Genomic DNA, 22969 nt, shown 5'->3' with positions numbered 1-22969 from the left:
TTTCCCAATATTAAGATAATGTTTATCATGACCGCTCGTGAGACGTGTCTATGGCGACACCGACTGGCGAACTCGAGTTGAGTATCCGGGGAGCACTCTCGTAATATGGGGACACTCGTCCTCGACATCGAAACCGCGAGCCCCTTCGAGGAACCACCCGAGAACTCGAACGACACGGAATACTACGAGTTGGTTGCCGTCGGTCTCGCGTACGCGGACGGTCTCGAGACGACGCCGGAAACCGCGGTACCGTTCCGTCGTGGGGACTGGGAAGCCACTCACACGACCGACCTCTACCAGCGAATGTTCGAGTGGTGTGACGAACGGGACGTCGACCGCCTCCTCACCTACAACGGTGCTTGGTTCGACGGGAAACACCTCCTCAACTGGGCTCGAGAGATAGACGCCGCGACAGGTCACGGGTTCTTCGACCGGACCGAGGCCCTGTTCGAAAACCACGTCGACGTCGCCCTCGCCGCGGCCGACGAATACGCCGACGAACTCTGGGACGATCAGCAGATCCTCCCCGACTGGAAAGCATACGACCTCGGCGGCGTAGACAACGATAGCGTCTGGTACGACGACTACGAGTTCCCGGACACGTACCTCTCAGAGATAGACGGGAGCGGCGTCCAAGGCAAACACGTCGGGCAGGTGCTCGGCGAGCGATACGTCGACAACGTCGCCGCCGGCATCGAGGGGACCAGCGTCCACCGAGAGCTCACCCGACTCCTCGAAGATTACTGCCTGAGTGACGTCGCCGACCTCATCGAACTGTACACGACGCTCGGCGGTCCCTCGCTTGACGAGACGTATCGTCGGACGGCAACGGAAATCGACGACGACGCTTGAACGTATCAGAGTACGGGGTGATGTCCGGGCTCTGTTCGCGTATTGACGGAGTTGCGCACTGAGTCACGACCCATCCGTCGCATCCGGCACCTCTCCTCCCGGCACCCGGCGCGAACGAGCGTGTTTTGCCGCCGCGAAACGCGCCGTCCTCGGAGACAGTCACCCGCTTGGTTTTGTCCCAGTCCGCAGGTTCCGTCGGTAGTCACCCGACGCCTAGCACAGCTCTGCTCGTTCCGCTTCGGTCGTCGTCTCGTGTACCTCCGCGTCGTAGAACGGAAGATCCGCTTTTCAGGGATCGCCGGGATCGACGACACGGATTTACTACGTGGGGGTCTATTCCGAGCAATGGCACAACGATCCCTCCTCGTTCGCGCGCTGTGGTTCGTGTTCGTCGGCTGGTGGGCGACACCGATCGTCGTCAACACCGCGTGGCTGCTCAACGTCACGGTCGTCCTGCTCCCGGTCGGCATCAAGCTGATCAACCTCGTGCCGACGGTGCTCACGCTCGCGGAGCCGCGGTCGCTTTCGGCGCCCGAGTCGGCGCGGGGGCAACGCTCGCTCGCCGTCCGAGCGATCTACTTCATCCTCGTCGGCTGGTGGCTGAGCCTGCTGTGGGCGAACGCGGCGTCGTTCCTCGCGGTCACGGTCGTGGGGCTCCCGGTCGCGATCTGGATGCTCAACCGGCTGCCGTACGTCACGTCGCTGTACCGGTTTCACGGGTGACGCCGGCGGTCGCTGCCCGGTCGCCGAGATGCGGATTCGCCTGCCGCAACCCGCCTGCTCTGTGTGTGACGCTGACACAGACCGGGCCACGTGACCGGCATGCGCGCTGTATTCAGCATCGCTTTGCAAGGCGGCCCCCAGCGGAGAACTGCAACAGCGCCGGGGTCCGAGGGCCTGACAGACCCGCGATTCATCGGTTCCATTTCGGCGGATGTGATCGCGTCAGACAGCCGTCTCGACGGAAACCGGAATCGGAATTCAAATAGCCGTCTCGCTGTAACAACAGGTGTTCAAATGACAGAGGATAGCAGTTCCGGGCGCGTTCCCAGCCAACCCGTCGTCGTCCAAGAGAATACCCATCAGAACGAGATACCGGAGAATATCGACTCGGAGCTGTATTCGGCAGACAGTCCCGACAATTCGTTCCACGAATTCAAGATCGAGCGGGGAGACGACCTCGTAGAAGCGCTTCGAGAGAACGGCTACACGGTGGAGTTCAGAGACCGGTAGCGTTCGACTTTGGACGCCGTTGAAACCAGTCGAAGCGGATAGGGTCGGTGGTCGGAATACGGAGGCCCGTCTGGCCCGTGAGTAAGTGCGTCGGCTTCTACCCGTTGCCGGTCCGCTCGACGACCGGTGACGCGCGGCGCTCGTTCGGGCGGTCACTCCGAGCCACCGATCAGTCCAGGTTCAGCCGCACGTCACCCATCTGTTTCCCGCGGGCAACGAGGGTGGTGCCGTACTCGGTGCGTGTTCGACCCCATGCTTCGAGCGCGTCGTCGACCGACCCGTGGCTCGCAAGTGCGTCGGCGAGCGCGGTCGCATCGCCAGCCGCCTTCGCCGTCCCGGCGGCCGTGTGCGGCCGGGCAACGAACGCGGCGTCACCGAGCAGACACGCCCGACCCGCGACCATCGCCGGCACCGTCAGGTCGTAGATCGCCTGTACGAAGAGTTCCGGCGTCTCGCCCACGAGCGTCTCGAACACGGGCGGAAGCGTCGCTGCGCGCTCTCGCTGTCGGCGACCCACCGGTTCGCGCAACCGACCCGGTGAGACGGAGAACCGTCGTTCGGTATCGCTCGTATCCGTGAATATCGCACGCCGGTCCCGCCCGTCTAGCGTGTCGTACCACACCCAGTTGAGTCGACGCGATCCTCGTTCGGTCTCGCCGTCCGGGCCCGGGATGAAATACGCGAGGATGAGCTGATCGGTCCCTTGGTAGAACGTGAAGGTCCCGTCGAAGGCCTCGACACACCCGGCCGGAAGGGCCGCTTCGTCGACGACGCCACGCCACGCGACGTAGGATGCGAACTCCGGTTCCACGTTGGGATGCAGGTGAGCGCGCGTCGTCGACTGGCCGCCCTCCGCGGAGACGACTACGTCGGCAGTCCGTTCCGTCCCGTCATCGATCGTTACGGTCGCCGTCTCGGGCGTCACGGCTGTGACCGCTGTCCCCGTCCGGTATCGCTCGTCGGGGAAGGCGTCGCGGAGCTGTCGATAGAGCGCGTCCCACGACGTGAACACCATCGTCTCGGACACGGCGCGTTCGACGTCACCGCTCTCATCGAGAAACCGGCGCTCGTGAGACCGCGTCGTGATCGCTTCCGGGTCGACGAGGTCGTGATCGCCGAGAAACCGTCGGATGTTCCGTTGGGCGACGATCCCGCCGCCGCGGCTTTTGAGCGCACCTGCCGACCGCTCGTAGATCGTCGGACGGTGGCCCGACCGTGCGAGCGCAATACCAGTGAAGAGCCCCCCCATCGATCCGCCGGAGATGAGGACGTCGAGACCGGAACCGGACTGATGGGACCGTTCGTTAGACACACTGGTCCGTTACTGCGCGACAGGTGAAAGCCTGCGGATCCGCCGATACGGCGTGGCTTCCCGCGCCGCTTGCCGTTTCACGTCGGGCGTGACCGTGTCGGAACCGTCGCCGTCGGCGACCCGCGTCCGCTGTTCGACCGACTCTCCGTCGACGGCGCTGGCCGTCGGTAACAAATTCGCGAGGTCTAGGCCGTCCCGCGGTCGGATATCGGTAGTTCCTCGGCAATGGCAACATCGTGTCCGGCGGCGTACCCGTTCAGCGTGGCAGCGAGCGGCGATTCACGCAACTCGTCGCCGCCGTATCCCGCCGCCTCGAACGCGTCCGTGAGCGAGGAGACGGACCGAAGCTTGTACTTCTGATGGTAGTCCTCGGCGGGATAGAAGCGCGAGAGCTGTTCGATGCGTGTGCCGATTCCGTCGGCGGTGAGCCCTCGCGTAGCGAGGAACTCATCGAGGACCGCTCGTTGGTCGTCCGTCTCGGCTAACACGATACTCTGATACTGTGTTTTCTTCGTCTGGTGCTGCGGGTTGTGCGACGTGAACACCCGATTCAGAAGGTCTCGATACGCTACCGCGTCGGGATCGAACTCGACTTGCACCACTTCCGTGTGGTCGCCTAACGAGCGATACGTCGGATCGAGTTTTGTTCCGCCGGCGTAGCCGACGCGAGTGCGAACGACGCCGTCCATCGCACCGAACTGGGCGTCGGGCCCCCAGAAACAGCCGATCCCGAACGTCGCCGTGGCAGTCTCCGCACTATCCATCGCGCGGCGGTCGTACTCGCGTATCTGTGTTTGTGTGAGCGTCATCGGGGTCACCAGTCTGGAGAGTCGCCGAAGCGCGGGTCGCGGATCCCACCGCATCTACCACCACTCAGGCTCGCAGACGTATATGCTGAGTGTCGGTCTCGCTGCGCAGTTGCCGCGGAAAGACGCTCTTGCTGTCGTGAGTTGCCAGAAGCAATTATTCGACCGTCCGTCCTCGCTCGTCTCCTCGCCACGCTCACTCGGCGCCCGTCGAGTCGGGCACGTCACAGGGATACCGTCTACTCTCTGGCCTTTCCCGAACGACTACTCTTCGAGAGAGCTGCGAAGCGCTCGTATCTCGTCACGAATTTGCCGCCACTGCGTCAGATCTCCGGGGATGCCGGATTCCCGTCGACCGTCTCCACCGAGACCGTCGTCGTTCGCTGCCGTTCGATCGACGAGTGCCCGGATGGCACGAGGGTCTTCGATCGCCCGGAACGAGAGGTCGTCCCCACCGGCGATTTCGAACGTCACTGAGCCGTATCCGAAAATCGACCCCGTGATGTCCTGCTCGAAGGAGCTGTTCTGGACGGTTTCGAGGTTCGCCTGTGTCACAGACCGGGTCAACACGCCGCGTTTCACGTAGAGTGCTTCCTCCGTTATCACGTACTGCACGCCTTGGAGAGCGAAATAGTTCCAAAGCGGGATCGCCGCTCCGAGTGGAACGACCGCGAGGAAGAGCGGGGTCCCTCTGGCAACGCTGACCACGATTCCGGAGACGATGAGGAGAACGCCGACCACGACTGCTGGAAGGACGGTAGTGACCCGCGGGCGGCCGGACCATTCGACCGATTCGGTGGTGTCGAGCGGGATCGCCGGATCTATCGAATCCGTCATGGCTGGCTACCGTTCATCAGCCGACTCTTCGTCGGCGGTAGCGTTCTCGGCTCTCGGGTTGCTACTCGCGAACTCACTGTGGCCGGTGCTCCCTTCACCAGTCGGTCGTTCGTCCGCCGCATTACCGGTGTTGGACGTCGTGGCCGATGTGTTCCCCGTCGTCTCCCGTTGTGCTTCGACGGTAGAGCGGATCGCTCTGAGTTCGACGAGGATCTCGTCAAGTACGTCGCGCGTGGTTTCACCTGATTCCGTCGTCGGTTCACCACGGCTGCCCTTCACGCGTTTGTTGATGCGCTCTTGAACCTCGCGCGGTTCGGGGACCGACCGGAACTGCATCTCGATACCGGAGCCGCCAGCGGTCGAGATATCGACGTTCCCGTAGCCGAACTGCGAGCCGAAGAATCCCTGGCTGTAGGACGTGTTTTGGACCTTTCCGAAATCGATGCGCTGGACGTCACGTGAGAGGATCCCCGTCTTCTTGTACAGTCCATCGGTCGTCACGACGTACTGCGTATTCTCGCGCTGGAGATAGGTCCCGGCGATGACGAATAACCCGATGAGGACGAGAGCGAGAGGGATTCCGACGACAAGCGCCGGGATCAAGCTGCTCTCGTGTGGTTTTCCGGACCAAACGATCTCTTCGTCTTCGTCGAGGGTTAACCAGTCGGCAGTTTCAGGGTCGATAGTAGGTGGCTCGGACATGCGAGGCACTTTGTCAGATGACTGCATTAAAACCCGACGAGGCGATAGCGATCGCTGTCCCTCAGTACGTCGCTTGAGACGAACACGCGCCGTATGCGTCCTGGAGGAGCACCCCCCCGAAGTCCGAACAACGCCCCTTCGTACGACGACGGCGAAAACTGCTGATCGGTGGTTCGTCAGTCCCCACCGGCACTGATACTCAGGAACTCGAAGTCTGGGCTTCGAGAATCGAACCGAGACAGTGAGAACGGCCTGGTCGGGACTGGCGGATCCTCGCCGGTCGTGAGACACCGGACGAGCCGCCCGGCGACGGGTGCGGACATCACACCGCGTCCGTGGAATCCGGCGGCGATGACGAGGCCGTCGGGAGCGTCCGCCGGCGAGTCGATTATCGGACGCGTGTCGGGCGTTGCCCCGTCGATTCCCGCCCAGCCGTCGACCACACGGAGGCGACCATCTGCCCGGAGGAACCGCGGAACGAGGCCGGCGACGTGGTCCTGGAACGCTTCGTCGGCACGTTCGCTCGCTGCCGTGGGATCGTCCTCGGCGAACGACCAGCCGCCGACGAGGAGATCCCCGTTCCCCTCGCGACGGAAGTAGACGTGCTCGCCGGGAATCCACCCCATCGGGAAGGCGTCGGACAACGACGAGTCCGGACGCAAGACCAGACACTGCGTCCGGTACGGTCGAATCGGAACTTCCAGAATGGGAGTCAGTAACTCGTTGACGCGCCAGCCGGTGGCCACGAGGACGTTGTCGCTGCGTATCGCCCCGTCTTCGGTGTCGACGCCAGTGACTCGTTCGCCGTCTTCGAGGATCTCCGTTACGGTCACCCCGGTCTCGAAGCGAGCATCGTGCGCCTCGGCGTCGGACTGTAGCGTCGTCGTGAGTGTGTACGGATCGAGGTGACCTGTGTCTGTGAACCGAACCGTACCGGCGAACGATGATGGGTCGATCTGCGGCCACCGATCCTCGACCTCCGACGGCTCCAAAAACGCAACCTCAACTCCGTCCTTTCGAAGACGGTCCACGCGCGCACGTGCCTCGTCCTCACGGTCAGGGGTAACGAGTTCCGCGCTCGGCGTCTGGGTGTACTCGAACGAGCCCGTTCCGTCGTACCTTCTGAAGAAGTCGGTCGCGTAATCGGCGATCTCCGGGTAGTCCGTGTAGGAGGGCTCCATCGTCACCTCACCCGCTGCCCGTGCCGTCGCTCCGCTCGCGATCTGGTCGCGTTCGAGCAGGAGTACGCGATGGTCCGGCGCGAGCTCGCGGGCGGCCGCACAGCCGATCACGCCGCCGCCGACGATCACGACAGACGGGTCGTCTCCGCTTCTGCTCCCCGGGAGTTCGAGCGGTTCGTTTGTCTTCCCGAGATCGCCGCCCGTCATGTCCTATTCGACCGCTTAACGGCCCGAATCGATGAATTAGGCCGGTTCGGCATCATCACTCGTACTGGTGGTCGACCGAGCGGAACGCGTCTTCCGCGACCTCCAGTGCGTGGTCGACCTCCTCGTCGGTGTGAGTGTACGTCGTGAAGAACCGCTCGCCCTGCAGCGGGTTACCGAAGAGGACGCCGCCGGCCGCAGCTTCCATCCACCAGTCGGCGAATCGATCGGTGTTTGCGTGCCACGTGTCACGATACGCGTGGATGTCGTGGTCGGTCATGTACACCTGTCCCATCGAGCCGATGTGTTCGACATTGACCGGGAGCCCGACGTCGTCGGCGGCTTCCTGAAGCCCGGTGAACAGTTTGTCGCCGAGACGGTCGATGTGTTCGTACACGTCGCGCTCGTCAAGTATCTCCAGGGTCTTCAGGCCGGCCGCAGCCGCGACCGGGTGTCCATTGTACGTGCCGCCGTGGAACGCCGACGAGTTCCACTTGGAGGCTTCTTTCTTTCTCGGCGGGATGATCTCCTCCATGATGTCCTCTCGACCGCCGAATCCGGCGACTTGATAGCCGGCGCCGGCGGCCTTCGCGAACGTCGTCATGTCCGGCGTGACGCCGAACCGACCTTGTGCGGACTGCGGCCCCAGCCGGAAGCCGGTCATCACCTCGTCCCAGATGAGGACGATGTCGAGCTCCTCTGTCAGTTCGCGGAGGAACTCGTGATACCCGTCGCGAGGCTTGAGACAACCGCACGAGAACATCACCGGCTCGATGATCACGGCCGCCATGTCATCGGCGTGCTTCCGGAGGATCTTCTCGGTCGCCTCCTTGTCGTTGAAGGGGAACGCGACGACCGTCTCGCTCACCGCGTCGGGGATTCCCGTCCCGTACGACACCGTGTTCGGTTCGTCCTCGGGACCGAGCGCCTCCTCGCTGGCGTAGACGCTCTGTAGCGCGTAGTCGTGCGCGCCCGCGTATCCCCCCTCGGGTTTGGCAATCTTCTCTTTCCCGGTGTACGACCGAGCGACTCGGAGCGCGTGCATCGTCGCCTCCGTGCCGCTGTTCGCCATCCGAACAGACTCGATGGAGGGGACCATTTCGCAGACCTTCTCCATGAACTCGATGGCGACCGGCTGCGGCGTCGCGGTCAGATCGCTCTGCTCGACCTGCCGTTTGACGGCGTCTTTGACCTCGGGATGGCCGTGTCCGAGGATGATCGGACCGAGCGCTAGGAGGAAGTCCAGATACTCGTTATCGTCCATGTCGTAGACGTACGAGCCGTCCGTCTCCTCAATGTAGAACGGGTACGGGTCGAACGAACGCACGTTCGACTCGACCCCGAGCGGTGTTACGTTCGACGCGCGCCGGTGAAACTCCCGGCTGTTCGACGTCTTCTCTTCCAACGGGCGTGCATGGTCGCGCTCCTTGTCACCGAGGCTCATCGAGATAGATATCGGAGGGGCAGAAAATAAATCTTTGGCAGAAGCAATCTGATACCGAAATAGATACGGCGATTCGTATTATTCTCCGGTAACAGTTCGAGACAGCGGGAGCACGAGTCCCTGCGGACCGCCCCCCGCCTTCCTGATTTCCCTGAGGGTCAACTCGATAACGTGGAAGTCGCGGTCGGTGAGAGCGGCGCGCACCTCGTGGTTCCCGGAGGGGAGGAGCACGGTCCCTGGATCGACGACGATGGCGCTCGTCGCCCGGTTGCGCTGCTCCCGCATCGGAACCGAGACCGTTTCGATGCCCCGGTCGTGGAGCATGTCGAGGAACTCCGGAGGAACGGCCTCGGAGTAGACGAGCGCGAGATCGGGCGCGACCATGCCGAACACCAAGGCGAGATGCGTCTGGCCGGTGCTCTCCGTGCTGCCGAATATCGGTACTTCGACCACTTCGACCCCAAACGTCTCCAAGACGCTCCGGACCTGTCGGATCCCGGCCGCGTTGGTGGTCTGCGATCGACCGATAGCGACGGTATCTCGGTCGATCCAAACCATGTTTCCGGCCTCGAAGCCGCCGTCGCCGTGAACGGTGTGATAAATCGGCGCTCCCAGCTCCATCATGCGCTCGGAGAGTCGGCGTTCCTCCCCGTGTCGGGTCTCTTCCACCATCTTCCCGATCACCATTCCGCCGCCGATCGCGAACCCGACGTCGCGAACGAACAGCGATTCCGCGAGGCTCCCCATAACGCCCTCGAGCGTGAGCACTTCGACGCCGTGTGCCTCCAGTTCCTCCACTAGCGAACGGTGCTCTTTGGCGGCTTTCTCCTGACGCGGCAGCCCGTCCCAGTTCCACGTGTCCGGATCAACTACCGATTTGAACTCCTCGCCCGGCTCGTGGACCAGGACCTGTTCGAGCGAGCCGTACTCCGATCTGACGGACGGTTCGAGGTCCCAGATTTCGTTCATTCGTCTATGCGCAGCGTGTGTTCTTCCTTAACGCTCCGGAGCGCGATGTCAGTCGCGGTGCTCTCGACGCCCTCGAACTGACCGATCTCTCGCAGCAGTTCAGTCATCTCTTGGCGGTCGGCGACGCGGACCTTCAATAACAGGTCCGCATCGCCCGTGAGCTCGTGGATCTCTTGGATCGCCGTCACCTCAACGAGGCGTTCGGCGACTTCCGACGACCGGCCGGCCGTCGCCACGATGCGGATGAAGCCGACCTCGTTGCGTTCGAGCAGCTCCGGATCGAGCACCGCGCGGTAATCGCGGATGTACCCCTCTTCTTCCAATGCCTTCGTTCGTTCATGAATGGTCGCCGTTCCCATATCAAGCCGTCTCGCGATCTCGGAGAGAGCCGCCCTACCGTCGACCTGAAGGATAGCGAGAATCTTCCGGTCGACCTCGTCGATGTCCATACCGGGTGATTCGATGGCCGGGTCCCTATGTGTTTTGTTTGATCGCACGAGTTTATTCGTCGGTACGGTATCTATCATGATAATATTTCCTCAACTGCGGTTCTCCTCGTACGTTTGTCTGTAAGTATCGAATTCGCCCAAACATATTTCATGTGGGCTGTGGTACGCCAACGAGAGAATGGGACGCGATACCAACAATCGGGCGTCGGGCGTCGACGCGCAGCTGGTTCAGCGCGTTCGCCGGAACCAGTGGACCGGTGCGATCGTCAACCTCGCACCGAGCGCGTTCTGGCTCGGCGTCTTCTTTTTGGCACCGCTCGCCGTGATGTTCTTCTTCAGCTTCGGCGAACGAGGCGCGTTCGGCGAGGTCCTGCTCGCGACCGAGAACCTCGGCTTCCAGCAGTACCGCCGGTTCTTCGTCCCCGGGGAGGCCTCGATGCTCGGCGCGCTCTGGGCGACGGTCGCGTGGCTGATCGACACGGTGATTCCCGGAACGCAGACGCTCTCGTCGACGCAGCCGACGCCGTACGTCAGGCTCCTCTTCAAAAGCATCGGCTACGGGATCCTCGCGACGGTGGTCTCGTTCGTCGTCGGCTACCCGATGGCCTACTACATCGGCCACATCGCTCCCGAGGAGTACCAGAACCTCCTCGTCGTGCTCGTCATCCTCCCGTTCTGGGCCTCATTCCTCGTCCGGATCTACGCCATCCAACTGCTGTTGTCGGCCAACAGCGTCCTGATGAGCGCGTTCGCGGTGCTCCCGTTCGTCGAGCAGGGGGTCTCGCTGATGAACTCGCAGTTCGCGGTCCTCCTCGGGCTCGTCTACATCTGGATCCCGTTTATGATCCTCCCCGTGTACTCCAGCATCGAGGAGATCGACTTCACGCTCCAAGAGGCGGCGATGGACCTCGGCGCTGACCGCTTCGAGGCGTTCTACTACGTCATTTTCCCGCAGTCGAAGCCGGGCGTCATGGCGGGAAGCATCCTCGTGTTCATTCCGAGCGCGGGCGCGTACGTGATCCCCGAACTGCTCGGCGGCACCGACAGTCAGATGATCGGGAACTTCATCGCCAGCCAGTTCGGTTCGGCCGGCCACTGGCCGTTCGGAGCCGCGGGCGCGTTCGTCCTCATGGGGATCATGCTGCTCAGCATCGCCGCCTACCAACGCGGCGGGGGTGAGCTCGCGTGATGGGCGCGTTCCGCCGAGCGCGCGCGTCGCTGTTCGAGCGCGGTTCCGGGTTCCTGCTGGCCCAGACGGCGTTCGTCTACCTGTTCCTCTACCTCCCGATCGCGGTGTTGATCACGCTCTCGTTCAACGACTCGCGGTACGCGGTCGTCTGGCAGGGGTTCACGACGAAGTGGTACACGGCGCTGCTGCAGGGCGAAACGGTCGCCAGGGTCGACCCGAACGCCGCGTGGAACGCGCTGCTCAACTCGGTCGAGATCGCCGCGGCGACGGTCGTCATCAGCTGCGTGTTCGGGACGATGCTGGCGTTCGCCCTCGACCGCTACGACTTCCCCGGCAAGCGGCTGTTCACCGGCGTCGTGTTCATGCCGATCATCATCCCGAGCATCGTGATGGGAATCTCGCTGCTGTTGTTCTTCAACATCGTCGGGATCCAGTTGGGGATCGGGACCGCGATCATCGGCCACGTCGCGTTCGGAATCAGCTTCGTCGCGGTCGTCGTCGCCGCGCGGCTACAGACATTCGATCAGACGATGGAAGAGGCCGCGATGGACCTCGGCGCGAACGAGTTGGAGACGTTCCGGTTCGTGACGCTTCCGATGATCAAACCGGGGATCCTCGCGGGCGCGCTGCTCGCGTTCGCGATGAGCTTCGACGACTTCGTGGTCACCTTCTTCATCATCGGGCAGGAGAACACGCTCCCGATCTTCTTCTTCGGGATGGTCCGGCAGGGGATCTCGCCCGGCGTCAACGTCGTCGCGGCGCTGATCATCGTCGTCACCATGGCTCTCGTCGCCGTCGCCCAATGGTTTCAGGGTCCGACCTGGTGAATTATGTGAAATATATGCGACTGAACGCATGATCTCCCGAAATATTTATGGTGTGGTGTCGTAGTTGGAGAAAAAGAGACACTGACAACCCATGCCACAACAGCAATCCACCAGCGATCGGCGAACGTTCCTTCGGACCACAGGCGCCGTCTCGGCGGCCGGGCTCGTCGGACTCGCGGGATGTAGCGGCGGAGGCGGCGACGGCAGCGACGGGAGTGACGGCAGCGACGGAAGTGACGGCAGCGACGGGAGCGACGGCAGCGACGGCAGCGACGGCAGCGACGGGAGTGACGACGGCGACGAGCTCGAGGACGAGCTCCGCATCTTCCAGTGGGGCGACTACTGGCCCGACGGCTTCATCAGCGGCTTCGAAGAGGAGTACGACGTCTCCGTCTCCGTCTCGCTGTACTCCTCGAACGAGGAGATGTTCAACGCGCTGAACGCGGGCGGAACGGGTCAGTACGACCTGATCTTCCCGAGCGACTACATGGTGAACATCCTGAACGAGCAGGACATGGTTCAGCCGCTTAACCTCGACGCCATACCGAACTTCGGGAACCTCTCCGAGATGTTCCGCGAGGCGCCGTACGACCCCGGGGAGCAGCGGTTCTCCGTCCCGTACCAGTGGGGCACGTCCGGGATCGCGTACAACGAGGAGATGGTCGGCGACATCGAGGTGAACTCGTGGGAGACGATGTGGAACGAGGAGTTCTCGGGGCAGATGTCGATGCTCGACGACGTGCGCGAGACGATGGGCGCCGCGCTGAAGTACCTCGGCTACTCCCTCAACACGACCGAGGAGTCCGAGATCGAGGAGGCGAAGGAGCTGCTCATCGAGCAGAAGGACCTCCTCGCGACGTACGACTCGTCGAACTTCCCGACGAACCTGATCAACGAGCAGCTCAGCCCGCTCCACGCGTGGTCCGGCGGCGCGTTCCAAGCGTACTGGGAGACGTTCGAGGACGGGAGCTCCCCGGTCAACTACGTTATTCCGGAGGAGGGCGGCGTCGTGTGGGTCGACACCGCCGCGATCACCGCCGAGGCGGAGAACGTCAACGCGGCGCACGCGTTCATCAATCACTTCCTCGACGCCGAGGTCGGCGCCGAGATCACGAACTACACGTACTACGGGAGCCCCAACGAGGCCGCCGAGGAGTACATCCTCGACGAGATCCTCGACAACGAGTCGATCTATCCCGACGACGAGACGATGAGCAACCTCGAATTCATCGAGAACATCGGTCAGGCGACGACGCTGTACAGCAACGCCTGGCAAGAGATCAAGAGCGCCTGAGGAATGACGGACTACGACGTCCGACTGGAGGGCGTGACGAAGCGGTTCGACGACGTCACCGCGGTCGACGACGTCGACCTCCGTGTCGAGTCGGGCGAGTTCCTCACGCTGCTCGGACCGAGCGGGTGCGGAAAGACAACGCTCCTCCGCTGTATCGACGGCTTCGAGACGCCGACGGAGGGCGCGGTGTACATCAAAGACGAGGACGTGACGCGCGTCCCGCCGTTCGAGCGCAACACCAGTATGGTGTTCCAGTCGTACGCGCTGTTCCCGCACATGACCGTCGGCGAGAACGTGGCCTTCGGGCTTCAGATGCAGGGCGTCGACGAGAGCGGCGAGGAGGGCCGCGGCGGCGTCGGCCGGTCGATCAAGCGGCTCGTGCGTCGCGGATCCAACGAGGAGATCGAATCGCGCGTCGAGGAGATGCTCGAACTCGTCGAACTGCCGGGGACCAAAGACCGGCAGGTGAGCGAGCTCTCCGGCGGCCAGCAACAGCGTATCGCGCTGGCGCGGGCGCTCATCACGGAACCGGCCGTGCTCCTCCTCGACGAGCCGCTCGGGGCGTTGGACCTGAAGCTCCGACAGAACATGCAGGTCGAACTGAAGAACTTACAGGAGGAGCTGAACACGACGTTCGTCTACGTCACCCACGATCAGGAGGAGGCGCTCACGATGAGCGACCAGATCGCGGTGATGAACGACGGCCACGTCGAGCAGCTCGGCACCGCCACCGAGATCTACGAGGAGCCCGCGACGGAGTTCGTCGCGGACTTCATCGGCGAGACGAACCTGGTCCGCGGCGACTACTCGGAAAACGCCGAGGGAGCGACCATTCGGCGGAATGGCCGCTCGTATCGCGTCCCGGAGAATTCAGCGGCCGGACCGACGGCCGGATTCGCCGTCCGACCGGAGAAGATCCGTATCGGCGACGACGCCGTCGGGCTCGACAACAGCTTCCAGGCGGAGATCATCGACGAGATCTACAAGGGGAATCTCGGCAAGTTCGTCGTTCGGTTGGACGACGGCGAGCAGTTCACCGTGGACATGCAGATCCGCGACCAGGGCTCGTACCTCCAGCCGGGCGAGACGGTTCAGATCGGCTGGGCGTCCGAGAACAGCGTGGTACTCACCGAGTAATCGGAGAATGGGAGAGCACGATCCCTGCGTTCGCGGGTGCGTGCGGACCTCAGACGGCAGACGAAACGACACGGCAGACGAGATGACTCCGGAGACCGGCCCGGAGTGACGCAACCGACGACGGACACACGATTATGAACTTCACAGGTACGATTCGGGACCGACACGAACAGGCGCACGGTGAAATCGCTGAGCTCGACTTCGGGGCGTACGTCGACGGGGACACGCGACCGGCGAGCGACGGAGAGACGTTCGAACCGACCGACCCGTCGGTCGACGAGCCGATAACGGCCGTCGCGCAGTGCGGCGGCGCTGACGTCGACGACGCCGTCGCGGCGGCCGACGCCGCGTTCGACGACGGCTGGGGAGCGATGGACGCGGGCGACCGGGCGGCGCTGCTTCGCGCGTGGGTCGAGGAGATGCGGGAGAACGTCGACGAGCTGGCGCTCCTCCAGACGCTGGAGGTCGGCAAACCGCTCGCGTACGCGAAGGCGGACATCGAGAACGGCCTCGACTTCTTCGAGTACTACGCGAACGTCTCGGTCGCGCAGGAAGGCGAATACGTTCCGACCGGAACGGATTCGCATGCGTACGTCCGGCAGGAGCCGTACGGCGTCACGGGACAGATCCTCCCGTGGAACTACCCGATCCTGCTGATGGGGTGGAAGGTCGGGGCGGCGCTGGCGGCCGGGAACACGACGGTCGTCAAGCCACCGAGTCCGGCCCCGCTGTCGGTAATCCGGGCCGCGCAGTTGGCCGACGGCGTCCTCCCCGACGGTGTGATAAACGTCGTTCCGGGCTCCGGAGCCGACGTGGGCGAGCCGATCATCGACCATCCCGACGTGGGGAAGGTGTCGTTCACGGGCTCCGTCCCCGTCGGCCAGTCGATCATGCGGACCGCCGCGGACAGCGTCACGCCCGTGACGCTCGAACTTGGCGGCAAGAACCCGTTCATCGTCTTCCCGGACGCCGACGTCGAGGAGGCGGCCGCGAACGCCGCGACCGGCGGGATGTACAACGCGGGCCAGTCCTGCGACTCGGCGACGCGACTCCTCGTCCACGAGGACGTGAAAGACGAATTCGTCGACGCGTACCTAGAGGAACTCGCCGGCTGGGAGCCCGGCGATCCGCTCGAAGACGGAGCGGTGATGGGTCCGTTGGCCTACGAGGGCCACCGTCAGAGCGTCGACGACTACGTCGAAGTGGGTCGCGATGAGGGAGCGACCGTCCTCAGCGGCGGCGAGGCCCCGGAGGGCGACGAGTACGCCGACGGCGCCTTCTACCAGCCGACCGTCTTCGACGACGTTGACCCGGACATGCGGATCGCCCAAGAGGAGGTGTTCGGCCCGGTGCAGTTCCTCATGACGTTCTCGGACTACGCGGAGGCGATCGAGATCGCCAACGGCGTCGAATACGGACTCACGGCGGGAATCGCGACCGAGAACCCGTCCGTGGCCCACCGCGCGGCCGCCGACGTCGAAGCGGGGAGCGTCTGGGTCAACCAGTACTTCGGAACGGTTCCCGGCACGCCCTTCGGCGGGTTCAAGCAGTCCGGCTTCGGCCGCGAGTGCGCACAGCAGGCGCTCGAAGAACACACCCGATCGAAGTCGGTCAACCTCGCGCTCGACGAGCCCCCGTACTGAGCGCGCAGGGCAGACAATTTCGCTCGATAAGCGGCGAACACCCGTTGGTATTCCCCTCTGGATCGCAGATTGCCGAATATAATTCGGTGAAATGGGGCGTATCGAGAAAGATTTTTCATGGGGGTTGCTGTATGGCCACCGAGGACACGACACATGCGCCAACTGTACATCGACGGAGAGTGGGTCGACTCGGAATCGTCGGCCGGGATCGACGTCGTCTCTCCCGTCTCGGGAGAGGTCATCGACACGGTCCCGCAGGCGAACGACCGGGACGTGGCGGCCGCGGTCGACGCCGCGCGCCGAGCCCAGACGGAACTCGAAGAGATGACCGCGTTCGAGCGCGCGGAGGTGCTCGAGGAGGTGACGGACTACTTCGAGGAACACGAGGACGAGATCGCTGAGGGGATCACCGAGGAAGAGGGGAAACCCCTCCACGAGTCCTACGAGGAGACCGAGTACGTCATCGAGTCCAGCGAGGACTACGCGCACGACGCCATTCGCCTGTTCGGCGACGTCGTCCCCTCTGAGTGGCGCGACCGGTTCGCGTACACGCAGCGCGAGCCGTACGGGCCGTGCGCGGTGATCTCCCCGTGGAACTTCCCGCTGGAGATTCCCGGCGGCAGCATCTACTCCGCCGTCGCGACGGCCAATCCGGTCGTGTTCAAGCCGGCGGAGGAGACGCCGCTGACGGCGTACCACATCGCGAAGGCGTTCGCGCAGTCGAGCCTCCCGGACGGAGCGTTCAACCTCGTCACCGGCGACGGCGACACCGGTGCGGCGCTCGTCGGTAACCGCGACATCCGGCTCATCGCGTTTACCGGCAGCAGCGCGGTCGGCCAGGAGATCGCGGAGACGGCGGCCGAGCGCAACGCCCAGTGTCTGTTGGAGCTCGGCGGGAAGGACCCGATCGTCGTCCTCGACGACGCGGACGTGGAGCACGCGGCCGACAGCATCGTCTCGGGCAGCAACTGGAACGCGGGGCAGGTCTGCTGTGCGACGGAGCGCGTCATCGCGACCGAGGGCGTCCACGACGAGCTCGTCGACGCCATCGTGGAGCGGACCGAGGACCTCGTACTCGGTGACCCCTTCGAGGACGGGGTCGACGTCGGCCCGATGATCTCCGAGCGGATCCAGTCGAAGGCCCGCGCGCACTTCGACGACGCCGTGGAGCGCGGCGCGACGGTCCGGACCGGCGGGGAGACGGACGGGCTGTTCTTCACGCCGGCCGTGCTCGACGGCGTGACCGAGGAGATGGACGTCGCCACCGAGGAGACGTTCGGCCCGGTGACGCCGGTTCTCACCGCGTCGTCGTACGAAGAGGCGATCGAGATCGCGAACCGCTCGCCGTACGGGCTGCAGGCGGCGATATTCACCGATTCGCTGGAACGCGCTCACGACGCCGCGAACCGCATCAAGGCAGGTGGCGTGTTCATCAACGAGACGAACAACTACTGGGAACGACTGCTCCCGTTCGGCGGCTACGGCGAGAGCGGTTCGGGCGGGCGGTACGGCAGTAAGTGGCACTTAGAAGCTATGACACAAGTGAAATCTGTGATGATGAACTACGGAGGCACCGAATGAGAGTCGTCGCGCTGGGCGGTTGCGGCGCGATGGGTAGAGCGACGTCGTGGGAACTCGCGGAGAACGAGGCGGTCGACGACCTCCTCATCGCGGACGCGGACATCGACTCCGCCGACGAGTTCGCCGCCGAGCTCCCGGGTGACGTCGAGACGGCGCGCGTCGACGTGACCGATCACGAGAGCGTGGTCGAGACGATAGCCGACGCAGACGTGGTCGCCAACGCGCTCCCGTACGCGTTCAACGTCGCGGTGATGGAGGCCTGTCTCGACGCCGACTGTCACTACCTCGACCTCGGCGGACTGTACCACAAGACGCAGGACCAGCTAGCGTATGACGAGATGTTCGCCGACGCCGGCCTGACCGCCGTCCTCGGAATGGGTGCCAGCCCGGGGTTGACGAACATCGCGACCGCGATGGGGGCGAGCCGCCTCGACGAGGTCGAATCGATTCACATTCGCACCGGCGCGCGCGGCGGCGGCGAGGGCTTCGCCTACTCCGCGAAGACGATCCTCGACGAGCTGACGATGGACCCAATCGTCTACGAGGACGGCGAGTACCGGACGCTCGATCCGCTCTCCGGCCGCGAGACGTACACGATGCCGTCGCCGGTCGGCGAGGTCGAGGGGTTCCACAGCATCCACTCCGAGCTGGCGACGATGCCGACCACGTTCCCCGGCGTCGAGGACGTCGACTTCCGGGTCGCATTCTCGCCCGACCTCGTCAACATCTGCGACGTGCTCATCGGGCTGAACCTCACCAGCGAGGAGCCCGTCGAGTACAAGGGCGTCGAGACCTCGCCCCGCGAGTTCCTCGATTGGCACCTCGACCGGCAACCGAAGCCCGGCCCGGTCGAGGAGTGGAAGTCCTTCCGCGTCGACGTCGCCGGGACGGAAGACGGCGAGCACGCTCAATACCGGTACTCGACCGTGGTCGAATCGCGCCTCGACGACTGGGGACTGAAGGCGACCGCCGTCTGGACCGGCGTCCCGATGGGGATCGCGGCAGTGCTCGTCGGACAGGGCGACGCGACGGCCGACGGCGCGAAGCCGCCGGAGGAGCTGTTCGATCCCGAGCAGTTCATCGACGAGCTCGCGGGCCGTGAGATCGTCATCGAAGGGGAGCAGATCGAATGAGCCTCGAAGGAACCGGCGAGCAGGAAGCCACCGACCTACACGACCTCCTCGACCGGCCGATGGCGAACTACGTCGGCGGCGAGTGGACGCGCCCGAGCGGCGGTGTCGCCGAGACGGTCGTCGACCCGGCGACCGGCGAGGCGCTCGGCGAGACGCCGAACAGTACCGAGTCCGACGTTGACGCCGCGGTCGGCGTGGCGGACGAAGCGTTCGAGGAGTGGCGGCAGACGCCGGTCGAAGATCGTATTCAGCCGCTCTTCCGGTTCAAGTCGCTGCTGGAGGAACACCAGTCAGAGATCGCAGAACTGCTCGTCCGCGAACACGGGAAAACGCGAGCGGAGGCCGAAGGCGAACTCCGCCGCGGGATCGAAAACGTCGAGGTGGCGTGCGGCGCGCCGACGCTGCTGCAGGGCGGTCACCTCCAGCACGCCGCGCCGGGAATCGACGAGACAGCGGTCCGCCATCCGCTCGGCGTGTTCACCGCGATCACGCCGTTCAACTTCCCCGGCATGATCCCGCTGTGGTTCCTCCCGTACGCGGTCGCGTGCGGGAACGCGTTCGTACTTAAGCCGAGCGAGCGGACGCCGTACACCGCGATCGCGCTGTTCGAACTGCTCGAGCGCGCCGGCTTCCCGGACGGCGTCGTTTCGCTGGTCCACGGCGGCCCGGACACGGTGAACGCGCTGTTGTCGCACGACGACGTGGTCGGCGCCTCGTTCGTTGGGAGCACCGATGTCGCGAAACACGTCTACGAGACGGCGGCCGCGAACGGCAAGCGCGTGCAGGCGCAGGGCGGCGCGAAGAACCACGTCATCGTGAGCGACGCGGCTGATCTGTCGTACGCCGCGGAGAAGACCGTGAGTTCGGCGTTCGCCAACACCGGACAGCGCTGTCTGGCGAATCCGGTCGCAGTCGTGCACGACGACGTGTACGACGAGTTCGCGGAGCTGGTCGTCGACCGGGCCGCGGCCCAGACGGTCGGCAACGGCCTCGAGGACGGCGTCGATGTCGGACCGGTCGTCTCCGGCGAGGCCAAAGCCCGGATCGAAGCCGCCATCGAGACCGGCGTCGAGGAGGGCGCGGAACTGCTGCTCGACGGGCGCGAGCAGGCCGCCTCCGAGGAGGGATGCTTCCTCGCGCCCTCGGTCTTCGGTGAGGTAACGCCCGAGATGACCGTCGCGACGGAGGAGCTGTTCGGACCGGTGCTGGCACTGATTCGGGCCAGTGACCTAGACGAAGCGGTCGACATTGCCAACCGGAGCCGCTACGGCAACGCCGCGTCAGTCTTCACGAACCGCGGCGACGAGGCGGCGACGTGCCGCCACGAGCTCGAGGCGGGGAACGTCGGCATCAACGTCGGGACCGCAGCCCCGATGGCGTTCTTCCACTTCGGCGGTCAGAAGGACTCGTTCTTCGGCGACCTCCACGCGCAGGCCGAGGACGTCGTCCGGTTCTACACCGACGAAACCGTCTACATCGAGCGGTGGCCGGATCAAGAGGCGTAATCCGTGACCGAGCTCCTCCTGCGCGACGGTGCCGTGCATACGTTCGATGACGACCGGAGCGTGGTCGAGTCGATCCTGTTCCGCGACGGTCGCGTCGCCGCCGCCGGTGACACTGAACCCGTTGAGGCGGCCGCGACAGATCCGCAGACCGTCGATCTGGACGGTCGGGTCGTTCTTCCGGGGTTCAACGACGCCCACACGCACCTGCTGTCTGTCGGGATCGATCAGTTGGAGACCGATCTTGCCGACACAGACGACCGCGCCGAAGCGCTCTCAATGCTCGGAGAGAACGCGGCTACAACCGAGCCAGGAGATTGGGTGCTCGGCTACAACTTCGACGAAACGACGTGGCCAGACGAGGACGGACACCTCACCCGAACCGATCTCGACGCGGTGAGCGAAGATCACCCCGTCGCGGCGATGCGCGTCGACGGCCACGCCGCGGCTGTCAACAGTCTCGCGCTCGACCGAGTCGACCTCGATGGTGTGGAGCGTGACGTGAACCGTAACGACGACGGCACCCCGACCGGGGTGCTCGTGGAAGACGCCGCCGGCCGCGTGAAACAAGCGACGTACCCGCGCGGCGACAAGGCCCGCCGCGCACTGGCGGCGGCGACCGAGCGGGCACACGAACTCGGCGTCACGTCGGTTCAGAACATGTCGGGGCTCACCGCGCCACAGGAGTTCGGCAGCCCGATCCACGCAGCGTTCTTCGGCGCGTGGCGAGACGACGAGCTGGGACTCCGCGTGACCTTTTATCTGCACTCCGGGAAGGCGGAGTCGCTGTCGAACCTCGAGATCGCCTCCGGGTTCGGCGATGACTGGCTCCGGATCGGCGGGCTCAAGACGTTCTCCGATGGGTCACTCGGCGCACGAACCGGCAAGATCTCCGGCACCTACGTCGACGACCCCGACAACGATGGGACGATGGTGACGACCGAGTCCGAGCTCCGCGAGCTGTTCCGGACCGCCGCCCGAGCCGATCAGCAGATCGCCACCCACGCGCTGGGGGACGTGGCGGTCGACACTGTGCTCGATTGCTACGAGGCGGTGCTCGACGACTACCGCGTACCGGACCCGAGACTCCGGATCGAACACCTGGAACTGGCGACCGACGCCGCGATAGCTCGGATGGCTGACCTCGGGATCGTCGCGAGTATGCAACCGAACTTCCTCCAGTGGGCCGGCGAAGACGGGATCTACGAGACCGTCCTCGGGAGCGAGGCCCGTGGCGGGAACAACCGTTTCCGGAGCGTCCGCGACGCGGATGTGCCGCTCGCGTTCGGCAGCGACACGATGCCGATCGGTCCGCTCCACGGCATCCACCACTCGGTCAACGCACCACACGACACGCAACGTCTCTCCGTCGACGAGGCGATCGCCGCATACACGCGGGACGCGGCGTACGCCGAGTTCACCGAAGACGAGAAAGGAACACTCGAATCAGGGAAACTCGGCGACGCGGTCGTGCTTGATGCGAACCCATTCGCGGAGCCGGAGTCGATCGCGGATATCGACATCGATATCACGGTCATCGACGGCAAAATCGCGTACGAAAGCTCGACGTAATCGAGCCGTCCGCTCTCCGGATATCACCTATTCAGACGATCTCAGCGGAGGGAGTGCTCCAATACCGTCTCGTTGGGTCTCGCGTTATACAGCGCGTGTCGGTGGTGTGGGTACATCCTGAACTAGCGGCACGCCGACCCGATTCTGTTCGGTACGGGTTACGGACGGCGAAAATCAATCGTCTGCCTCAAGATCTTTCACTACCGTTGCAGGATTACCCTGTACGACCACATTCTCCGGTACGTCTTCTGTTACGATTGCGCCAGAGGCAACGACTGCGTTGTCTCCAACCGTTACGCCGGGGTTGAGAACTGCCTGGCCACCGATCCAGACGTTCTCACCGACCGTGACGGGATTGGCATATTCCTGACCGCTGATCCGTTCGTCCGCGTCGAGCGGGTGGGTTGCGGTGTAGATATGCACACTCGGGCCAAGCATACAATTCCGCCCGATCTCCACCCGGCATTCGTCTAACATCACGCAGTCGAAATTCGCGTAGAAGTTCTCACCAACGTGGATGTTGTATCCGTAGTCACAGCGAAACGGCGGCTCGACGTAGCATTCGTCACCAAGTGAGCCGAACAGTTCCTCTAACAGGTTCCGTTGCGTCTCAGCGTCGTCCGATGTCGTCCGATTATAGCGTCTTGCGAGTTTGCGAGCACGTTCCCGCTCGGCCAACAGTTCGGGAACGTCTGCGTCGTACGGCTCCCCGTTCAGCATTTTTTCTTTTTCACTGCCCATGACCTCGAATGATCACCGACTCAGATACGCGTTCCGAACCCTGTTCCCACAACAGTCAGCGTACCACCTGAACGCACGTCGAGAAGGAGTCTACCTCACCGAGCTCTCAGTTACCCATCGAGCACGATACGAGTCGGCCTCGCCGAACCGGCAGCGCTTATCATCCCGAACGATTGGCTCCGTGCTGATTGGCGACTGTTTGGCTTCACCCGGAAAATAGACTTCTACAGACACATTCACGAGTCATCCACTCATCGGCCGGCCCGTTCGGACTATTACACCCAGAGACCGAGGCGCACTGTGTATACAGCAACGCCCGAATCAACGACTCGAAGTCTGCCATTGACATCCTCCCGCGCCT

21 protein-coding genes are annotated in these 22969 nt (G+C 64.1%); 12 read left to right on the top strand and 9 right to left on the bottom strand.

The window, feature by feature from the left end; translation table 11 throughout:
• The first annotated feature begins 105 nt into the window (after nucleotides 1-105).
• The 3 genes from DJ81_RS00660 (at nucleotide 106) to DJ81_RS00650 (ending at nucleotide 2085) form a co-directional block, all read left to right on the top strand.
• A complete protein-coding gene (locus tag DJ81_RS00660) occupies nucleotides 106-852 on the top strand; it encodes a hypothetical protein (RefSeq protein WP_141212499.1) in 747 nt (248 codons plus the stop codon).
• A gap of 345 nt (nucleotides 853-1197) precedes the next feature.
• Nucleotides 1198-1575, top strand: a complete 378-nt coding sequence (locus DJ81_RS00655; RefSeq protein WP_094522920.1) for a YccF domain-containing protein — start codon at nucleotides 1198-1200, stop codon at nucleotides 1573-1575.
• Between the two features lie 294 nt (nucleotides 1576-1869).
• Nucleotides 1870-2085, top strand: coding sequence for a hypothetical protein (locus DJ81_RS00650; RefSeq protein ID WP_094522922.1), 216 nt, complete (start codon nucleotides 1870-1872; stop codon nucleotides 2083-2085).
• 169 nt (nucleotides 2086-2254) lie between these two features.
• On the opposite strand, the gene DJ81_RS00645 is transcribed toward DJ81_RS00650, so the two are convergent.
• From DJ81_RS00645 to DJ81_RS00610, 8 genes are all read right to left on the bottom strand, one after another.
• Entirely contained in the window at nucleotides 2255-3397 is a 1143-nt protein-coding gene (locus DJ81_RS00645) for an FAD-dependent monooxygenase (protein WP_094526365.1), read from the bottom strand.
• Between the two features lie 185 nt (nucleotides 3398-3582).
• Nucleotides 3583-4206 (bottom strand): peptide-methionine (S)-S-oxide reductase, encoded by a 624-nt coding sequence (locus DJ81_RS00640; RefSeq protein ID WP_094588024.1) that lies wholly within the window; start codon nucleotides 4204-4206, stop codon nucleotides 3583-3585.
• Between the two features lie 261 nt (nucleotides 4207-4467).
• Nucleotides 4468-5040, bottom strand: coding sequence for a PH domain-containing protein (locus DJ81_RS00635; protein WP_094522926.1), 573 nt, complete (start codon nucleotides 5038-5040; stop codon nucleotides 4468-4470).
• A 6-nt stretch (nucleotides 5041-5046) separates the two neighbouring features.
• On the bottom strand, nucleotides 5047-5742 hold the full coding sequence (locus DJ81_RS00630; RefSeq protein WP_094587948.1) for a PH domain-containing protein: 696 nt from the start codon (nucleotides 5740-5742) through the stop codon (nucleotides 5047-5049).
• Between the two features lie 176 nt (nucleotides 5743-5918).
• Nucleotides 5919-7130 (bottom strand): FAD-binding oxidoreductase, encoded by a 1212-nt coding sequence (locus DJ81_RS00625; protein ID WP_094587946.1) that lies wholly within the window; start codon nucleotides 7128-7130, stop codon nucleotides 5919-5921.
• 55 nt (nucleotides 7131-7185) lie between these two features.
• The gene (locus tag DJ81_RS00620; protein ID WP_094526369.1) at nucleotides 7186-8571 is read right to left on the bottom strand and encodes an aspartate aminotransferase family protein; all 1386 of its coding nucleotides are present in this window, start codon (nucleotides 8569-8571) and stop codon (nucleotides 7186-7188) included.
• Nucleotides 8572-8649: 78 nt separating this feature from the next.
• Nucleotides 8650-9540: a dimethylarginine dimethylaminohydrolase family protein gene (locus DJ81_RS00615; protein WP_094587944.1), complete on the bottom strand. Its 891-nt coding sequence runs from the start codon at nucleotides 9538-9540 to the stop codon at nucleotides 8650-8652.
• On the bottom strand, nucleotides 9537-9989 hold the full coding sequence (locus tag DJ81_RS00610) for an Lrp/AsnC family transcriptional regulator (RefSeq protein ID WP_094526371.1): 453 nt from the start codon (nucleotides 9987-9989) through the stop codon (nucleotides 9537-9539). The genes DJ81_RS00615 and DJ81_RS00610 overlap by 4 nt, the downstream gene beginning before the upstream one ends.
• Before the next feature lie 178 nt (nucleotides 9990-10167).
• Here DJ81_RS00610 and DJ81_RS00605 point away from each other — a divergent pair, with 178 nt between their 5' ends.
• The 9 genes from DJ81_RS00605 (at nucleotide 10168) to DJ81_RS00565 (ending at nucleotide 21867) form a co-directional block, all read left to right on the top strand.
• Complete coding sequence (locus DJ81_RS00605) at nucleotides 10168-11178, top strand: ABC transporter permease (protein WP_094587942.1); 1011 nt, start codon at nucleotides 10168-10170, stop codon at nucleotides 11176-11178.
• Nucleotides 11178-12005 carry an ABC transporter permease gene (locus DJ81_RS00600; protein ID WP_094526373.1) on the top strand — a complete coding sequence of 276 codons (828 nt, stop codon included), beginning with the start codon at nucleotides 11178-11180 and terminating at the stop codon, nucleotides 12003-12005. Before DJ81_RS00605 ends, DJ81_RS00600 begins: the two co-directional genes overlap by 1 nt.
• A 91-nt stretch (nucleotides 12006-12096) precedes the next feature.
• Nucleotides 12097-13299, top strand: coding sequence for a spermidine/putrescine ABC transporter substrate-binding protein (locus DJ81_RS00595; protein ID WP_094587940.1), 1203 nt, complete (start codon nucleotides 12097-12099; stop codon nucleotides 13297-13299).
• A 3-nt stretch (nucleotides 13300-13302) separates the two neighbouring features.
• Nucleotides 13303-14436, top strand: a complete 1134-nt coding sequence (locus tag DJ81_RS00590) for an ABC transporter ATP-binding protein (protein ID WP_094587938.1) — start codon at nucleotides 13303-13305, stop codon at nucleotides 14434-14436.
• 134 nt (nucleotides 14437-14570) lie between these two features.
• On the top strand, nucleotides 14571-16079 hold the full coding sequence (locus DJ81_RS00585) for an aldehyde dehydrogenase (RefSeq protein WP_094587936.1): 1509 nt from the start codon (nucleotides 14571-14573) through the stop codon (nucleotides 16077-16079).
• Between the two features lie 153 nt (nucleotides 16080-16232).
• Nucleotides 16233-17660 carry an aldehyde dehydrogenase gene (locus DJ81_RS00580; RefSeq protein ID WP_094587934.1) on the top strand — a complete coding sequence of 476 codons (1428 nt, stop codon included), beginning with the start codon at nucleotides 16233-16235 and terminating at the stop codon, nucleotides 17658-17660.
• Nucleotides 17657-18793 (top strand): saccharopine dehydrogenase family protein, encoded by a 1137-nt coding sequence (locus DJ81_RS00575; protein ID WP_094587932.1) that lies wholly within the window; start codon nucleotides 17657-17659, stop codon nucleotides 18791-18793. The genes DJ81_RS00580 and DJ81_RS00575 overlap by 4 nt, the downstream gene beginning before the upstream one ends.
• Nucleotides 18794-18852: 59 nt before the next feature.
• Nucleotides 18853-20298 (top strand): CoA-acylating methylmalonate-semialdehyde dehydrogenase, encoded by a 1446-nt coding sequence (locus DJ81_RS00570; RefSeq protein WP_094588022.1) that lies wholly within the window; start codon nucleotides 18853-18855, stop codon nucleotides 20296-20298.
• Nucleotides 20299-20301: 3 nt separating this feature from the next.
• Entirely contained in the window at nucleotides 20302-21867 is a 1566-nt protein-coding gene (locus DJ81_RS00565; RefSeq protein ID WP_094587931.1) for an amidohydrolase, read from the top strand.
• A 174-nt stretch (nucleotides 21868-22041) separates the two neighbouring features.
• Here DJ81_RS00565 and DJ81_RS00560 read toward each other — a convergent pair whose 3' ends face one another.
• Nucleotides 22042-22608, bottom strand: a complete 567-nt coding sequence (locus DJ81_RS00560) for a sugar O-acetyltransferase (protein WP_094526380.1) — start codon at nucleotides 22606-22608, stop codon at nucleotides 22042-22044.
• Between the last annotated feature and the right edge of the window lie 361 nt (nucleotides 22609-22969).

The sequence above is a fragment of the Halorubrum sp. Hd13 genome (assembly GCF_002252755.1).
Lineage (GTDB): Archaea > Halobacteriota > Halobacteria > Halobacteriales > Haloferacaceae > Halorubrum.
This window is presented reverse-complemented; position numbering and strand designations above follow the sequence as displayed.

Excerpts from the sequence above, each read along its gene's own strand:
- DJ81_RS00580 (WP_094587934.1), top strand. The coding sequence starts at position 16,233 with ATGCGCCAACTGTACATCGACGGAGAGTGGGTCGACTCGGAATCGTCG.
- DJ81_RS00605 (WP_094587942.1), top strand. The coding sequence starts at position 10,168 with ATGGGACGCGATACCAACAATCGGGCGTCGGGCGTCGACGCGCAGCTG.
- DJ81_RS00590 (WP_094587938.1), top strand. The coding sequence starts at position 13,303 with ATGACGGACTACGACGTCCGACTGGAGGGCGTGACGAAGCGGTTCGAC.
- DJ81_RS00620 (WP_094526369.1), bottom strand. The coding sequence starts at position 8,571 with ATGAGCCTCGGTGACAAGGAGCGCGACCATGCACGCCCGTTGGAAGAG.
- DJ81_RS00585 (WP_094587936.1), top strand. The coding sequence starts at position 14,571 with ATGAACTTCACAGGTACGATTCGGGACCGACACGAACAGGCGCACGGT.
- DJ81_RS00560 (WP_094526380.1), bottom strand. The coding sequence starts at position 22,608 with ATGGGCAGTGAAAAAGAAAAAATGCTGAACGGGGAGCCGTACGACGCA.
- DJ81_RS00600 (WP_094526373.1), top strand. The coding sequence starts at position 11,178 with ATGGGCGCGTTCCGCCGAGCGCGCGCGTCGCTGTTCGAGCGCGGTTCC.
- DJ81_RS00640 (WP_094588024.1), bottom strand. The coding sequence starts at position 4,206 with ATGACGCTCACACAAACACAGATACGCGAGTACGACCGCCGCGCGATG.
- DJ81_RS00630 (WP_094587948.1), bottom strand. The coding sequence starts at position 5,742 with ATGTCCGAGCCACCTACTATCGACCCTGAAACTGCCGACTGGTTAACC.
- DJ81_RS00635 (WP_094522926.1), bottom strand. The coding sequence starts at position 5,040 with ATGACGGATTCGATAGATCCGGCGATCCCGCTCGACACCACCGAATCG.
- DJ81_RS00610 (WP_094526371.1), bottom strand. The coding sequence starts at position 9,989 with ATGGACATCGACGAGGTCGACCGGAAGATTCTCGCTATCCTTCAGGTC.
- DJ81_RS00595 (WP_094587940.1), top strand. The coding sequence starts at position 12,097 with ATGCCACAACAGCAATCCACCAGCGATCGGCGAACGTTCCTTCGGACC.
- DJ81_RS00575 (WP_094587932.1), top strand. The coding sequence starts at position 17,657 with ATGAGAGTCGTCGCGCTGGGCGGTTGCGGCGCGATGGGTAGAGCGACG.
- DJ81_RS00570 (WP_094588022.1), top strand. The coding sequence starts at position 18,853 with ATGGCGAACTACGTCGGCGGCGAGTGGACGCGCCCGAGCGGCGGTGTC.
- DJ81_RS00615 (WP_094587944.1), bottom strand. The coding sequence starts at position 9,540 with ATGAACGAAATCTGGGACCTCGAACCGTCCGTCAGATCGGAGTACGGC.
- DJ81_RS00650 (WP_094522922.1), top strand. The coding sequence starts at position 1,870 with ATGACAGAGGATAGCAGTTCCGGGCGCGTTCCCAGCCAACCCGTCGTC.
- DJ81_RS00660 (WP_141212499.1), top strand. The coding sequence starts at position 106 with ATGGGGACACTCGTCCTCGACATCGAAACCGCGAGCCCCTTCGAGGAA.
- DJ81_RS00625 (WP_094587946.1), bottom strand. The coding sequence starts at position 7,130 with ATGACGGGCGGCGATCTCGGGAAGACAAACGAACCGCTCGAACTCCCG.
- DJ81_RS00655 (WP_094522920.1), top strand. The coding sequence starts at position 1,198 with ATGGCACAACGATCCCTCCTCGTTCGCGCGCTGTGGTTCGTGTTCGTC.